Origin of the sequence: Labrenzia sp. 011 (genome assembly GCF_003075075.1) — a bacterium.
Classification (GTDB): domain Bacteria; phylum Pseudomonadota; class Alphaproteobacteria; order Rhizobiales; family Stappiaceae; genus Roseibium.
In genome coordinates this window covers 24,363-38,844 of the sequence record NZ_QCYM01000008.1, presented here as the reverse complement: position 1 = coordinate 38,844, position 14,482 = coordinate 24,363, and the positions used below count along the sequence as shown (strand labels likewise).

The following is a 14,482-nucleotide window of genomic DNA, read 5'->3' as shown; positions in this document are numbered from 1 at the left end:
CGCTCTACCTCAGCTTCAGCGTGGCAAGACCGAGCAGGGCCAGAACAACCGCAATGATCCAGAAGCGGATCACGACCTGGCTTTCCGTCCAGCCCATGATCTCGAAATGATGGTGGATCGGCGCCATTCGGAACACGCGCTTTCCGGTCAGCTTGAAGGAGATGACCTGCACGATCACCGAAACGGCTTCAAGAACGAAAAGACCGCCTATGATGGCCAGGACGATCTCGTGCTTCGTGGCGACCGCGATGGCACCGATCATGCCGCCGAGCGCCAGAGAACCGGTGTCGCCCATGAATATGGCGGCCGGCGGTGCGTTGAACCACAGAAACCCGAGCCCTGCCCCGATCACCGCTCCGCAGATCACGGCCAGCTCGCCCGTCCCGGCGACGTGATGGATCTGCAGGTAACTTGCGAAGACCGCATTGCCGGACAGATAGGCGATCAGGCCAAAGGAGGCGCAGGCGATCATCACCGGCACGATGGCAAGCCCGTCCAGCCCGTCGGTCAGATTGACCGCATTACCCGCTCCAACCATGACGAAGGCTGCGAAGGGAATGAAGATCAGTCCGAGATTGAGTGTGAAGTCCTTGATGAACGGAAAGGTGATTGCCTCGGAAGACTCCGACGCATCGAGCAACGTGACCGCAAAGGCCGCAATCGCCGCGATCAGAAACTCGAGGCCGAGCCGCGCCTTGCCGCCGAACCCCTTGTGGGACGACTTGGTCACCTTCAGATAGTCGTCGTAGAAACCGATGCCGCCGAAGCCGAGGGTGACCCCTGTCACCACCCAGACGTAGGGATTGGACAGATCCGACCACAGCAGAGCGGCCACCAGCGCCCCGGAGAGGATCATCAGCCCGCCCATGGTGGGCGTGCCTTTCTTGGTCAGCAAATGGCTTTCGGGACCGTCGGCGCGAATGGGCTGGCCGTGGCCCTGGCGGATTCGCAGGCTGGAAATGATTTTCGGCCCGAACAGGAATACAAAAAACAGGGCCGTCATGATGGCCCCGCCGGTGCGGAACGTAATGTACCGGAAGACATTCAATGCGGAGATCTGGTCAGCAAATTGCCCCAAAAAATAAAACATCAGCTATCCCTTATGCCGCTGCGCTATCGTCCGCAGGCGGATATTCCTTTTTCAGGGCTTCGACAAGCGGACCCATACGGGTTCCGAGCGATCCCTTGATCATAACAACATCGCCCGGCCGCACGTCGCTCAAAAGCACGTCTTCCAGATCTTTTGCATCCTCGCAGTAATGCGCGCGCAGCTCGTGCGGCAGCTGCTGCCACAGCGCATGCATGTGTGGCCCCGCACAATAGACCGCATCGATCTGCGCATCGCTGATCGGCCGGGAAAGCTCGGCATGCAGGCGGTCGGCATCCTCGCCGAGTTCGCGCATGTCGCCGATGACCGCGATGCGCCGTCCGGGCCGCCTGATCGGCGCTTCCCCCAGAACGGAGAATGCGGCACGCATCGAGGCCGGATTGGCATTGTAGCTTTCGTCGATGAGGTTGAGTTCCCCGCCAGGCAGTGGCAGCCGGCTCACCTCTCCGCGCCCTTTCGGTGCCCGCATCGTGTCGAGCGCCAGCCCTGCCTTGGCGAGATCCGCGCCGAGATCCGCCACGGCGGTCAGCACTGCAAGACTGTTTTTCACGTGATGTTTGCCGGGCGCACCGATCTTGTAGGTGATTTCCTGACCCAGAATGCTGGCATCGACACTCGACCCGGCTGGGTACCCGGCCACCTTCTGAAGGTGACTGTCGGCAGCCCGAGTCTCGCCGAAAGTATGGATCCGCGCGACGCCGGCCGTCGCGGCCAGAAATTTCAGCAGATCGAACTGGAGGTTGTCCCTGTTGAGGATGGCGACGCCACCGGGCTCCAGACCCTCGAAGATCTCGGCCTTTGCCTTGGCGATCTTTTCGACGGAATCGAAATACTCCAGATGCACCGGCTGCACCGTCGTGATGATCGCCACATGCGGACGCACCATCCCGACCAGCGGAATGATTTCCCCGGCATGATTCATGCCGATTTCGAAGATGCCGTAGTCCGTATCCGCCGGCATGCGCGCCAGGGTGAGCGGCACGCCCCAGTGGTTGTTGAAGGATGCCACCGACGCGTGAACCTTGCCCGAAGGTTCCAGGGTCAGGCGAAGGGCTTCCTTGGTTCCGGTCTTGCCGACCGAACCGGTGACCGCCACGATGCGCGCGTCGGTGCGTGCGCGCGCCGCGACCGCCAGTCCGCGCAAGGCTTCCAGCGGATCGGCAACCACCACATAACGCCCGTCTTCGGGCAGTTCCTGCAAACGCTCTTCGGCCACCAGGGCAAGCGATGCCCCGGCCTCAAGAGCTGCTGCCACATAGTCGTGACCGTCCAGCCGGTCGCCCTTGATCGCAACAAAGGCATCGCCCGGTTCAACCGTGCGGCTGTCGATGGATATTCCGGTAATTTCCGCGCCGATATCGCCCCTGACGCTGCCGTCGGCAGCATCGATGAAGGCATCCAAAGTCCAAAGCGGGTCGCTCATTTGTTTCCTTCAACGCTTATGGCGCGCGTAACGGCTTCGTGATCCGAAAAGGGAATCACTGTGTCGCCAACAATCTGGCCGGTTTCATGACCTTTTCCCGCCACACACAGGATATCGCCCTTCCCGAGCCGCCGGACACCTTCCGCGATAGCCTCATAGCGGTCACCGATTTCCAATGCATCGGGGGCTCCCTGCAGCACGGCCTTGCGAATCTTCGCCGGGTTTTCGGAACGGGGATTGTCGTCGGTGACAATCACCACATCGGCTTGCCGGGCAGCAGCCTGCCCCATCAGCACCCGCTTGCCCGGGTCCCTGTCGCCCCCGGCGCCGACAACGACCGACAGCGCTCCCTTGGCGAACGGCCGCAGAGCGGCAAGCGCGTTGTCCAGCGCGTCCGGCTTGTGGGCGTAGTCGATAAAGACAAGCCCTCCGGACTTCGTGGTCCCGGCAAGTTCGAGCCGTCCCGGCGCGCCCTTCAGGTTTTCCAGCGCGCGCAAAGCCGTGCCGGCATCAATACCGGCCGCAATGGCAAGTCCGGCGGCAATCAGGGCATTGGAGACCTGGAACCGGCCGATCAGAGGCAGGGTGACCTTGTATTCGCCACGCGCCGTCTGCAACGTCAGTTCCTGCCCGGCCCCCACGGGCTTCATGCCCGTCAACATCACCCCCCTGCCGGTTTCACCGACAGTCAGCAGCGGAAGACCGCGCGCTTCGGCGACTGCCAGCACCCGGTCCGCGTATTTCTCGCCCGGATCGACAACCACTGTTCCCCCTGCCGGCAGCAGATCGGAAAAGAGGCGCAGCTTGGCCTTCAGATAGTCCTCGACGGTCGCGTGGTAATCCATGTGATCGCGGCCGAGATTGGTGAAGGCGGCCGCCGTCAGACGCACCCCGTCCAGACGGAACTGGTCAAGCCCGTGCGAGGAGGCCTCCAAGGCCGCATGGCCGATCCCTTCCGCCTCCAGCTCCGCCAGTTCCTTGTGGAGGGCCACCGGGTCGGGCGTCGTCAGACCGCCATAGCTTTCGCCGCCCGGCCGGATCGTTCCCAGAGTTCCGAGACTTGCGGCCGGATGCCCTGCAGCCTGAAAGATCTGGCGGACGAAATGAGCGACAGAGGTCTTGCCCGCCGTTCCGGTGACGGCGACGATCGTATCCGGCTGGGCGCCGTAAAACCGTGCGGCCATTCTTGCAAAAACCTGGCGAGGCTCCGGCGCGCCAATAACGATCATGTGCTGCGGACAGGCGGCCCGCACCGAATCCATTGTATCATCGGCACACAGCACCGCGACGGCTCCGGCCGCGGCCGCATCGGGCGCAAACCGGGTTCCGTCGACCGAAGCGCCCTTGAAAGCCGCAAACAGAAATCCGGGCCGGACTTTCCGGCTGTCTGCGGTCAGGCCCGATATCTTCAGCTGCTTCGCCGCATCCGGCACTGTCAGCCCGTCGGCTAAATATTCAAGATCCATCTCATCCGATCATCCGGTTCGTGCGTCGTCTTGCTGAAGCTGTCTTTGAACACCGGATAGCGGATGCGACCCGCCGGTCTTCAAGGCTTCCATGGACCCGTTTGCCTTCATGTGAGAGCAAGCGGATCCAGTGTCTCCTTAATAGGAAATCTCGATCGGTTCATCCCCCTTGCCGAAACGCGGCATCACCCCGAGCATGGGGGCCGAACGCCGGATGATCGCGCTCACGGTCGGGGCGGCGTTGAGACCGGCGGTTGCACCAATGCCCTTGCGTTCCGATTTCGGCTCGTCCAGCACGACCAGAACCACATAACGCGGATCGTCCATCGGGAAGGCGGACAGGAAGGAATTGCGGCGCTTGCTGCTGATGTAACGGCCATTCTCGATCTTTTCCGCCGTCCCGGTTTTTCCACCGACGGTATATCCCGGTACGTCCGCCCTGCGCCCGGAACCGGACAGCACGTTGAGACGGAAGAGATACCGCATGATCCGGCTGACGTCCGGAGAAATGACCTGTTTCGCAAGGGCTTGAACGTCTTCCTGGCTGCGCGGCAGGAAGGTCGGCGGTATGAGCTTGCCGCCGTTCACGATCGCCGCAGCGGCCACCGCGGTCTGCATCGGCGTGACGGAAATGCCATGACCGAAGGAGATCGTCATGGCTGCCAGCTCGTTCCATTTCGGTGGCAGCAGCGGCGCCGCATTCTCCGGCAGCTCCGTCTTCAGACGCTCCGTCAGGTGAAGGCGCTTGAAGAATTCCTGTTGCCGGGAAATGCCGGTTGCCAGCATCATCTTCGCAGTGCCGATATTGGAGGAATAGATGAAGATTTCCGGCACGGACAGAATGCGGTTTTTCCCGTGGAAATCCGTGATCGTGCGCCCCGCGGCCCGGATCGGGCGGGTCGCATCGAAGCTGTCGTTGATGGAAACCGCTCCCGAATCCAGCGCCATTGCGACCGTGAAGGTCTTGAACACCGACCCCATTTCGAAGACACCGCCGGTTGCCCGGTTCAGACGGTCCTTTTCCAGCGCCTGCGACCGGTCGTTCGGATCGTAATCCGGCAGGGACGACATGGCGACGACCTCGCCGGTCTTTACATCCAGAACAATGCCCGCCGCCGCAATGGCCCTGTAGCGCTCCATCGCCTTGACCAGCTCATCACGCACCACGTGCTGAACGCGCAGATCGACGGAAAGGCGTACCGGCTCTATCGTGCGGTCTGAAGCAAACCCCAGCGACTGAAGCTCGGCCAGCCAGGCGTCATCGATATATTTCTCGATACCGGCGAGCCCCTGGTTGTCCACGTTGACGGAGCCGACAATGTGCCCCGCGGTCGGACCTCCCGGATAGAAGCGCTGGTTTTCAGACAGGAATCCGATGCCCGGCAGGCCGAGGTTATGCACCTGCTCCGCCTGCTGCGGGGTCATCTCCCGTTTCAGCCAGACAAACCCCGCCCCGCTTTCCAGCCGGCGACGCACGGTTTTTTCATCCAGTTCGGGCAGAACCCGGACAAGCCCTTCGAGCGCCTCGTCCACGTCGAGAATTCGGCGCGGCTCGGCATAGAGAGAAGTGGTCTTGATGTCGGTCGCCAGAATCTCACCGTTGCGATCAATGAGATCCGGACGGGAAGCGGCCACGGAGTCCTGGGCGGAGATCCATGCCCGCGACGGTGCCTCTTCCATCTGGGCAAGCAGGACAAGCCGCCCCCCGATCGCGAGATAGACACAGGCGAAGGCCAGCATCGCCACATAGACACGCGACTTGACGGCACTGGAGGAGACGGAGCCGCGCGCGGCCCTCGGCTGCGCGCGCCGCACCTGGAGGAAACTTGCTGGTTCACTTACCATTGTCATGTTCAGCTCCTCACCGGATCACTGCCGAGGAGCCGGCATAGCCGCCCATCTGATTGCCGCCGATAGGCTCGAGCATTACCGGTCGGGCCGGTAGATCCTCCGGCGTCACGATCTGCTTCACATCCAGCGGCTGAAGTTGAAGGTAATCGTTGTAGCGACCAACGAGTGTCTGCAGGCGGTCCGGCTTGTTCAAAAGACTCCACTCGGCTTTCAGCAGCTGGATCCTGTCGCGCTCCTCGTCGATCTGCCGCTGGAGTTCCGCGACCTTTTCCGCGGATTTCGTTGCGGCCAGCTTCATGTCGTAAACGGTCGCCGCGCCGATCACGACCGCCAGAATGAACAGGATGTTCAGCGTTCGAACCACTTTCAGCCCCCTAATCCATGAAATTCCGCCAGGTGCGGAACACCTGCGGCATGTATGTCCAGATCACGTGCGGCCGCCTGCGTGCGGCGGCCCGCCCTCAGTTTTGCGGACCGGGCACGCGGATTGGCATCCGTCTCGTCCATCGCCGCCTCGACCGCCTTGCGGGTCAGCAGCTCGAATGTCGCCGGAGGCACTTCTTCCTCCGGCATATGACGGGATCCGCCACCGCGCGTGCGGGTCCGGTCCTGAAAGAAGCGCTTGACGATCCGGTCTTCCAGAGAATGGAAACTCACCAGCACCAGCCGCCCGCCAGGCCTGAGAATCCGCTCCGCGGCACCAAGCGCCTCGGCCGCCTGATGCAGCTCGCCGTTGACGTAAATTCTCAGCGCCTGGAATGTACGGGTAGCAGGATGGATCTGTGCCTTCCTGGGCGACCGACCGAGCACCTTCTCGATCAGACCTGCAAGCTCCAGCGTGCGGGAAAACGGCTTTTCCTTGCGCGCGGCATCAATGGCATGGGCGACGGTCGTGGCGCGCTTTTCCTCACCGAGAAGTCCGATGATCCGGATCATGTCCCTCACCGGAAGCTCGTTGACCACATCCGCCGCGGAGGGTCCAGCCTGCTCCATACGCATGTCGAGGGGACCGTCACGCATGAAGGAAAAGCCGCGATCCGCTTCGTCGAGCTGCATGGAAGACACGCCGAGATCCAGAACCACGCCATCGACCCCGTCAAATCCGTTGTCTCGGGCATGAACATCAAGGTCGGCGAACCGCCCGGGAACAAGAACCAGCCGTCCGCCGGACTCCTTCACCAGGTCCTGCCCGCCGGCGATCGCATCCGGGTCGCGGTCCACTCCCAGAACCGTTGCACCGCGCTCCAGAATGGCACGGGAATACCCTCCCGCCCCGAAGGTACCGTCAACGATGATCTCACCGGGTTGCGGGTCGAGCCATTTCAGAACTTCCGTCAGGAGAACCGGCACATGGCGCCCGGGCCCGCCAGCGGCAAGAGGCGCATCCTTGTCGCCGAGCGCCATCATGCCGGTTCTCCTCCAGAAGATGCGGGGGCCTGCCCCGACAGCATCGCGAACGCACGCTTTTGGGCCTCTGCGCGATACTCGCGAAACCTCTCCGGCTCCCAGATCTGGAATTTGTATTTCATGCCGACAAAGGTCACCTGATCGGTGATGCCGGTATGCTCGCGGATCATGTCGGAAATGGTCATCCGGCCATCCCCGTCCACCTTGGGGTTCTCGCTAGCGCCGAAAAGCGCAACCGAGAGCGCATCGTGATCCGGCGACAACTTTGCGAAAGCCTCCGAACATTTTTCGATTTCGGCGCATAACTCATTCCCGCCGGCATCGACCGCCTGGCAGTGGGAAGATGTGATGCAATAAAGGCCTTCATACCCATCTCTCGCCAACACCGCACGGAAGGGCGCCGGGATCGACACGCGACCCTTGGCATCCAGCCGGTTGGTAAAGTGAGAAACAAAGCCGGCCATAAAACCCCTCGAAACGGGTTTTCACCCGCCAATCCCGAAACGAAACCCCAGCGAGAAGAAGACCGGCAACATGCCAGGACATGCAATTTGCAAATTCAGCTCTTGCCGAGCCGTTAAATTGCCACTCCTGACCCAACTTGAGACGGGCCCGCGCTCCCCGATCCGGGTTCACATGGGATATCATGGGAAATCATGGGCGGTCAATGGAATCTCACGGATTCCGGCTCGATTTGATCGCACACGACCCCATCGGAAGACCTTAGGCGAAACATGCTTAATGAAGCCTTGACAGAAAAGAAGAATCGGATGCGCACGTTTACGGAGGTTTTGCCTGAACAGGCGCGCAAACCCGGCAAAATTTGCCGTGCACCAAAGACTTGTGGAGAACGAGAGAGATCGCAGGAGGCCGGTCCGGCTCACCCCTCGCGCAGGCAGCGCGACCGGGTCATTGCGGGCCGTTCCGCCTGCCCGCCCTCCTCCCGGGAAGGCCGGAGATATTCCAGTCGCATTAAAACCGCCAGCCGGCCTGTAAGCCGGGTTCTGTATGGCCCGCTCAGGATACAAGACCCGTTGCGGACGTGACAGCCATTCATCTGGGACGCCTGTTACCAGACGCCTCACGCAACCAACCCGGACAGCTGGCCCGGAAATCGGCCTGGAACCGAATTGCTCCGATCCCGCGCTGTCCCTATTCGGTTTTGCTCCCGGTGGGGTTTACCATGCCGCCTCTGTTGCCAGCTGCGCGGTGGGCTCTTACTCCACCCTTTCACCCTTACCCCATCCGGGTTCTACAACCAGGTCGGGGCGGTTTGCTTTCTGTGGCACTTTCCCTAAGGTCACCCTCGCCGGGCGTTACCCGGCACCGTATTTCCATGGAGCCCGGACTTTCCTCCCCCGCGGCCTTTCGGCACTTGCGGCAGCGGCTGTCCGGCCGACTGGCGCTTGCGGACTTAAGTGCCTTTGCAGCGAAGGTCAAGCAACGAACCGGATCGGTTTCCGCCAACCGATATGCTTCGACACTCTCCGCAAGCCCCCTTCAGGACATGCATCATTTGCATTTGCAGGCCCGGCGCAAGGGTCCTCCCGCCTGATGAAGGACCTTCCGGCAAAAGAAACCAGACACAAACAAAAGAAGAGGAAACCAAATATACAATCATAGACTGTAGGTACGTCAAAATATCAGACATCCTAGATACTTAAGTCCGACGATTGTTATTTATTACAACATAGTCAGAATAAATAAACATCACAATTCATTTAGGTAAATTTAAATAATCTCCCTCATGATTCGAGATATGTACATAGAGGAGGAATACGATGCGTAGTTGGCACGCCAGTTTACCGATCGCGTTACTGATATCATCCGGAGCGCTTGCCGAAACGGCTCCCGATCCTGAAAAACTCATTACACCGACCATTGTCGAGAGTGTTGGCGAGTGGCTCTCCAATCCAATTGTCTCCCTGTCGATCAATGCCCAGAACGACCTGCGCGGCGCCCTTTCCCAGGCTGAAATCGACACACTCGACGGGCAATGGCGCGAGGAACGGGAAGCTGACGACAAGCCGCTGATCTCGGCGACCCTGTCCGCTCCGCTGTCCATCTACCTGTTACGCGTGCAAGCCAACTCCCTCGGCCTTTACCCGGAAATTTTCGTCATGGACGCCAACGGCCTGAATGTCGGCCAGAGCGCGATTACCGGCGATTACTGGCAGGGCGATGAAGCCAAATTTCAGAAAACCTATCCCAACGGCCCGGAAGCGGTCTTCATCGACGCAGCGGAATGGGACGAGGATCGCAAGATCTGGCGCGCCCAGCTGAATATGTCGGTTACCGATCCTGACACCGGCAAAGTGATCGGTGCCGCCACGGTTGAATTCAATCTGACGGAACTTCAACGCCGCCAGTCCCCGAATTCCTAGACGGATACGCACAATGCTCAAAAATCTCTCTGTCAGCAAAAAGATCGCCGCCGGTTTTCTGTTACTGGCTCTCATCGGCGCTGTCGCCGGTGGTACCAGTGCCATCCAGACAATGTCGGCCCGCCAGCAGGTCGAACTGGCTTCCGCACTTTCCAACCTCAACGCCCAGACAGCTCAGTTGAACGAAAAGATCGTCGGCCAGGCGCTTGCAGTCAAATCGTTCCTGCTCACCGGCAACCGTGACTGGCTGGCCCGGACACAGGAGCTTGACGGCGAAATCAACAGCCAGATTGCGGAAGTCGGGAAACTCATCTCGGAAACGGCTCCGGAATTCAGCGCCAATCTCGAGCAGCTGGAGTCAACCTGGCAGGCGTGGTTTACCCGCATTGCCGCCCGGCAGATCGAGCTCATGAGATCACCGGAAACGGTCGATCTGGCCCGCGCCATCGACGTGACCCCCGAAAGTGCAGAACTGCTCGCAGCGGTACAGCACGAAAGCCGCACGTTCACGGATGCGGTCGGCGTCCGGCGGAACCAATCCGAACAGGTGCAGGAAGCCGCCCTGCAGACGGTGGAAATCGTCGCAATTGCCAGTGCGCTTACCCTGACCATTCTCGCAATGGTACTGGGCTTTGTGAACCATGTGATCGTTTCCGCGCCGCTCGCCCGCCTGTCCGGCATCACCCAGGCACTTGCAACCGGGGACACCTCTCAAACCGTCGATGTGGGTGAACGGGGCGATGAAATCGGGCTTATGGGCCGGGCCCTGGGCGTCTTCAGGGAAAACCTGATCCGCACCCGAGAGCTGGAAGCCTCAACCGCCGAGGAGCGGGAGAATGCCGAGCGCCTCAAGCGGCAGGAGATGGAGAATGTCGCCAGTGATTTCGAGAGCACCGTTCTCAGCATCTATAACGGCATGATCGCCAAGCTCGATGAAATGACCAATTCGGCCGGCTCCCTGTCTGACATCGCCAACAATACGACGACAGAGGCTCTGGCAGTGTCCGCGGCGGCCGAACAGGCAACCGCGAATGTCAACACGGTGGCAAGCGCGACTGAAGAACTGTCCGCTTCGATCCGGGCCATCACCGAACAGGTGCGTTCATCTGCGGAAATCGCGCGAAATGCGGAAACGGAAGTCGACCGGTCCAACCGGGCCGTCTCGACCCTCCAGCAGGTGGTCGCCCGTATCGGCGACGTAACCAAACTCATCACGGACATCGCCGAACAGACCAACCTGCTCGCGCTGAACGCCACGATCGAAGCGGCCCGTGCCGGTGAAGCAGGCAAGGGATTTGCCGTGGTTGCTTCCGAAGTCAAGGCTCTGGCCGAACAGACATCCAAGGCAACGGAAGAGATCGACCGTCAGATCTCCGAAATGCGCCAGGTCGTCGACGAGTCTACCGAAGCCACCGGTTCGGTTGCGCAAATGGTTCAGAAGATAACCGAAAACACCTCCGCTATGTCCGGAGCTGCCGAAGAACAGAATCTGGCGACGACGGAAATCGCCAGCAGCGTTGCCGAGGCGGCCCAGGGCACGGAAGGCGTGTCACGCTCCATCTCGGAAGTCAGTGGCGCCGCAGGTGAAACCGCCAAGCTCGGCACGGCCATGAATGCGGCTGTGGGCGACCTTCACGGCCAGTCCAACAATCTGCGTCAGGCCATGGAAGAGTTCCTGACCAAGGTTCGCGCGGCCTGACAAGGCTGCCACGTCCTGTGGCAGCAGCACCACGACCAATCCTCCCGCGGCAGAGACCTGCCGCGGGAGTTTTTTTGCCGCGGCCCTGCCCTCACCGGGAGCGACGATGATTACGTTACATAATCGTCTCAACCGGTCACGAACCGGTCCAACAGCGTGCCCAGCACCTCCACGCCTTCGCCGACCTGGGCAGCTGATGCCCCCGCGAAACCAATGATCAGCCCCGGCGTTTTCACCGCCCCCAGATAACAGCCGCTCAGGGCAGATACGGCAAATCCCGCCTTGTGCATCTCCTGCGCCAACGCCACATCATCGACCGGTTCGCGGAAGGTCAAGGCGACCTGTACATTGCCGGCAGGCGGCTCGACCTCGATCCTGTTGCCAAGACGCCGTTTCAGGGCCTCGACCAGCATCATGCCTCTCTCCCTGTAGACCTCACGGATCAGCTTCAGGTGTTTCTGATAGGCGCCACCATCCATGAAGCTCGCCAATGCGGCCTGGGCCTGAACATTGGCAGCACAGCCCATATTGCGCATGAGCTGGGTCAGCGGCGCGATCAGGGCTGCCGGAACCACGCAAAAGGCAATGCGCAGTCCGGGCATGAGACTTTTGGAAAATGTCCCCAGATAGATCACCTGCCCTTCTCCGGCCAGGCCGTAGAGCGCGGCAACGGGGCGTCCGGAAAACAGAAACTCGCTGTCATAGTCATCTTCCAGAACAACGGCCCCAGTGGTGCGAGCCGCTTCCAGAAGCGCAAGACGGCGGGCAAGCGGCATGCGCACACCGAGCGGATATTGATGGGACGGAGTCACATAGATGAGCTTGGGAGGGTTGTCTCCGATGCACATGCTCCCTGCATCCGCCCCCTGCCCGTCCGTGGGCAACGGCCGGATCCGGAATCCTGCCGCGTGAAAGGCGGTTCGTGCGCCCAGATACCCGGGGTCTTCCAGCCAGACCTCGTCCCCCGGATCGCCGAGTGCCTGGGACAGCAGGGACAGGCCCGCCTGCATGGAACTGATGATCAGAACCTGCTCCGGCTCCGCCCGCACACCGCGCTCCGCAGCCAGATGGCGGGCAAGCTGCAACTTGAGGGCGGGCACACCCGCGTAATTGCGATATTGCAGATCGGCGCTGCGTTCCAATCGGGCCGCGCGGCGCAGGCAGCGCGCCCATTCCTCATAAGGAAAGCAGTCAAGCGCTGGCGCTCCCGGCTGAAGCGCCCCGTGGCGCGTGGCCCAGCCGTCGCCGCGCAAGTTCACCGCGAGCCTTTGACCGCGTTTCGACAGGCCCGGCTGTGCGGGCGGCTCCGGCGTGCCGGCCGGCAGACCTTCGGGAAACAGATCTTCGGCAATTCTGGGAGCTGCCCCTGTCCTGACGGAAATGACGCCTTCGGCCTGCAGCAGCTCATAGGCCGTATTCACCGTGTTTCTGGCAACCTCGAGCGTCGAGGCAAGACGGCGGGTTGACGGCAGTCGCGTCCCGGGCCGCAACAGGCCGGCCCGCACAGCCTCCCGAAGCCCCCGATAGATCTGTTCCGGCAGGGGAACGTCACCCGACCGGTTCAGGGTCAATATGCCTTCCGGGAAAACTGGTTCTGTCATTTTTGAGAAACCGGATCTTTTACAGATCCAATTTATCGACGAAACCACGAAAAACAAGACACATTTTCAATGGAGACAGGCAATGCCCAATTCTGACAAGATCACTCCGGACGAACGGCAATCCACCGGCCTGCCCGATTTTGCCAGGATCCGGCAGATGAAGCGCGGCAGCTACGACCGGGAGCAGGCCTATGAAATCCTCGACTCCGGCCTGGTGGCCCATTGCGGCTTCATTCATGAGGACCGGCCGATGGTCATCCCGATGGCCTATGCCCGCTGCGGCGACAGGCTCTATGTTCACGGCGCCAGCACCACCCGGATCATAAGGGCAAATGCCGCCGGAGTTCCGGCGAGCGTCACCGTCACGCTGGTCGATGGCCTCGTTGTGGCCCGCTCGGCATTCCACCATTCCATGAATTACCGCTGCGCTGTCGTGCACGGCACCGCGCGGCTGGTGGATGATCCGGAGGAGCAGATCCGGGCTCTTGCCGCCATAACCGATCACCTCCTGCCGGGGCGCTGGGACGAATGCCGTGAGATGTTGACAAAGGAACACAAGGGGACTGGCGTTCTGGCCCTGGAGATCGAACACATCAGCACGAAGATCCGCACGGGAGGTCCCGTCGATGATACGGAAGATCTGGGAACGGATATCTGGGCAGGCGTCGTACCGGTGACCACGGCACTCGGCCAGCCCTTCACCGCAGCCGATGTTCCGGAAACAACACCTGTTCCCCCATCCGTCCCCGCTGCGCGGCGCAAATTTGCCTGAGCCGGTATGTGGCCACCGCCACGAAAAAACCCCGCCGAAATTCAGCGGGGTCTGCTCATCGGGACAATCTGTACCGGAGAGATCAGTTGGAGGCGAGGATCCGTTTGACCTTGCCGCAGTAACGCCGGCTGACCGGATTCATCCGTTTTGCGAAATGGCCCGCGTTGTAGCGCAGAATGGTACCGCACAGATCGCCGTTCGCCCGCTCATGGGCGCCGGCGAGATATTTCATGCCCCATTCCAGATTGGTTGCCGGGTCATACAGCGCCTTGGTGGATCCGCGGTAGCCGATGCCCCGCGCCGTTGCCGGCTTGATCTGCATAAGTCCGACTTCACCGGCACTGCCACGCGCTCTCGGATTGAAATTGCTCTCCACCTCGACCACCGCCTTGGCGATCTTGACCGGCACCCCGTACTTGGAGGCCGCCTTGCGGATCAGTTTCGCGTATCTGTCCTTGCTGCTACTCCGCTTTGCGGACTTTGTCCCCGTCAGCGCAGCGACCTGCGTCTCGCCAGGTTTCTCGATGATGTGCAGGATCGGCTCAGAACCCGAACCAGGTCCTGTCGCCATTGCTGCCGGTGCGGCGAGTGTTGTTGCATAGGCGAAGAGGCATAGTGCGCCAGTAAGTGTCTTGAATGACCGTAACATTCAGTCCAGCCCTTTTGGTTATTTGTTGCAGTTGAATTCGGGGCGGAGGAATGAAGGACCTATGGGACCAAAATGGGCACTTCAGGATCACGAATTATTTCAATTTAATACAATTTTTTACG

The 14,482-nt window shown here is 60.9% G+C and carries 12 protein-coding genes and 1 other RNA gene; 3 read left to right on the top strand and 10 right to left on the bottom strand.

The features are described from left to right. Nucleotides 1–4: 4 nt before the first annotated feature. The 8 genes from mraY to rnpB form a co-directional block, all read right to left on the bottom strand. Entirely contained in the window at nt 5–1,090 is a 1,086-nt protein-coding gene (gene mraY / locus DCO57_RS10580; RefSeq protein WP_116698866.1) for a phospho-N-acetylmuramoyl-pentapeptide-transferase, read from the bottom strand. A 10-nt stretch (nt 1,091–1,100) separates the two neighbouring features. After that, nucleotides 1,101–2,531: a UDP-N-acetylmuramoylalanyl-D-glutamyl-2,6-diaminopimelate--D-alanyl-D-alanine ligase gene (locus tag DCO57_RS10575; protein WP_116698865.1), complete on the bottom strand. Its 1,431-nt coding sequence runs from the start codon at nt 2,529–2,531 to the stop codon at nt 1,101–1,103. Next, nucleotides 2,528–3,997: a UDP-N-acetylmuramoyl-L-alanyl-D-glutamate--2,6-diaminopimelate ligase gene (locus DCO57_RS10570; RefSeq protein ID WP_116698864.1), complete on the bottom strand. Its 1,470-nt coding sequence runs from the start codon at nt 3,995–3,997 to the stop codon at nt 2,528–2,530. The genes DCO57_RS10575 and DCO57_RS10570 overlap by 4 nt, the downstream gene beginning before the upstream one ends. A gap of 138 nt (nt 3,998–4,135) precedes the next feature. Beyond that, nucleotides 4,136–5,848, bottom strand: coding sequence for a penicillin-binding protein 2 (locus DCO57_RS10565; protein ID WP_116698863.1), 1,713 nt, complete (start codon nt 5,846–5,848; stop codon nt 4,136–4,138). Nucleotides 5,849–5,858: 10 nt separating this feature from the next. Continuing rightward, nucleotides 5,859–6,212, bottom strand: a complete 354-nt coding sequence (locus DCO57_RS10560) for a hypothetical protein (RefSeq protein ID WP_116698862.1) — start codon at nt 6,210–6,212, stop codon at nt 5,859–5,861. A 2-nt stretch (nt 6,213–6,214) separates the two neighbouring features. After that, nucleotides 6,215–7,255 (bottom strand): 16S rRNA (cytosine(1402)-N(4))-methyltransferase RsmH, encoded by a 1,041-nt coding sequence (rsmH, locus tag DCO57_RS10555; RefSeq protein WP_116698861.1) that lies wholly within the window; start codon nt 7,253–7,255, stop codon nt 6,215–6,217. Beyond that, complete coding sequence (locus DCO57_RS10550) at nt 7,252–7,719, bottom strand: division/cell wall cluster transcriptional repressor MraZ (RefSeq protein WP_116698860.1); 468 nt, start codon at nt 7,717–7,719, stop codon at nt 7,252–7,254. Before DCO57_RS10550 ends, rsmH begins: the two co-directional genes overlap by 4 nt. A gap of 513 nt (nt 7,720–8,232) precedes the next feature. Continuing rightward, an RNA gene (rnpB, locus tag DCO57_RS10545) (RNase P RNA component class A) lies at nt 8,233–8,658 on the bottom strand. Between the two features lie 378 nt (nt 8,659–9,036). On the opposite strand from rnpB, the gene DCO57_RS10540 reads away from it, so the two are divergent. Together DCO57_RS10540 and DCO57_RS10535 are read left to right on the top strand one after the other, a co-directional pair. Next, entirely contained in the window at nt 9,037–9,639 is a 603-nt protein-coding gene (locus DCO57_RS10540) for a hypothetical protein (RefSeq protein WP_116698859.1), read from the top strand. Between the two features lie 13 nt (nt 9,640–9,652). Next, a complete protein-coding gene (locus DCO57_RS10535) occupies nt 9,653–11,338 on the top strand; it encodes a methyl-accepting chemotaxis protein (protein ID WP_116698858.1) in 1,686 nt (561 codons plus the stop codon). Between the two features lie 128 nt (nt 11,339–11,466). Here the strand turns inward: DCO57_RS10535 and DCO57_RS10530 are convergent, their stop codons facing one another. Continuing rightward, a complete protein-coding gene (locus DCO57_RS10530) occupies nt 11,467–12,939 on the bottom strand; it encodes a PLP-dependent aminotransferase family protein (RefSeq protein ID WP_116698857.1) in 1,473 nt (490 codons plus the stop codon). A gap of 82 nt (nt 12,940–13,021) precedes the next feature. On the opposite strand from DCO57_RS10530, the gene DCO57_RS10525 reads away from it, so the two are divergent. Continuing rightward, nucleotides 13,022–13,711 carry a pyridoxamine 5'-phosphate oxidase family protein gene (locus DCO57_RS10525; protein WP_116698856.1) on the top strand — a complete coding sequence of 230 codons (690 nt, stop codon included), beginning with the start codon at nt 13,022–13,024 and terminating at the stop codon, nt 13,709–13,711. An 82-nt stretch (nt 13,712–13,793) separates the two neighbouring features. Here the strand turns inward: DCO57_RS10525 and DCO57_RS10520 are convergent, their stop codons facing one another. Then, entirely contained in the window at nt 13,794–14,282 is a 489-nt protein-coding gene (locus DCO57_RS10520; RefSeq protein ID WP_116698855.1) for a transglycosylase SLT domain-containing protein, read from the bottom strand. Between the last annotated feature and the right edge of the window lie 200 nt (nt 14,283–14,482).

What these genes read in the sequence shown, in the direction of transcription:
- mraY (WP_116698866.1), bottom strand. Translation starts at nt 1,090, where the DNA reads ATGTTTTATTTTTTGGGGCAATTTGCTGACCAGATCTCCGCATTGAAT.
- DCO57_RS10575 (WP_116698865.1), bottom strand. Translation starts at nt 2,531, where the DNA reads ATGAGCGACCCGCTTTGGACTTTGGATGCCTTCATCGATGCTGCCGAC.
- DCO57_RS10570 (WP_116698864.1), bottom strand. Translation starts at nt 3,997, where the DNA reads ATGGATCTTGAATATTTAGCCGACGGGCTGACAGTGCCGGATGCGGCG.
- DCO57_RS10565 (WP_116698863.1), bottom strand. Translation starts at nt 5,848, where the DNA reads ATGACAATGGTAAGTGAACCAGCAAGTTTCCTCCAGGTGCGGCGCGCG.
- rsmH (WP_116698861.1), bottom strand. Translation starts at nt 7,255, where the DNA reads ATGATGGCGCTCGGCGACAAGGATGCGCCTCTTGCCGCTGGCGGGCCC.
- DCO57_RS10550 (WP_116698860.1), bottom strand. Translation starts at nt 7,719, where the DNA reads ATGGCCGGCTTTGTTTCTCACTTTACCAACCGGCTGGATGCCAAGGGT.
- DCO57_RS10540 (WP_116698859.1), top strand. Translation starts at nt 9,037, where the DNA reads ATGCGTAGTTGGCACGCCAGTTTACCGATCGCGTTACTGATATCATCC.
- DCO57_RS10535 (WP_116698858.1), top strand. Translation starts at nt 9,653, where the DNA reads ATGCTCAAAAATCTCTCTGTCAGCAAAAAGATCGCCGCCGGTTTTCTG.
- DCO57_RS10530 (WP_116698857.1), bottom strand. Translation starts at nt 12,939, where the DNA reads ATGACAGAACCAGTTTTCCCGGAAGGCATATTGACCCTGAACCGGTCG.
- DCO57_RS10525 (WP_116698856.1), top strand. Translation starts at nt 13,022, where the DNA reads ATGCCCAATTCTGACAAGATCACTCCGGACGAACGGCAATCCACCGGC.
- DCO57_RS10520 (WP_116698855.1), bottom strand. Translation starts at nt 14,282, where the DNA reads ATGGCGACAGGACCTGGTTCGGGTTCTGAGCCGATCCTGCACATCATC.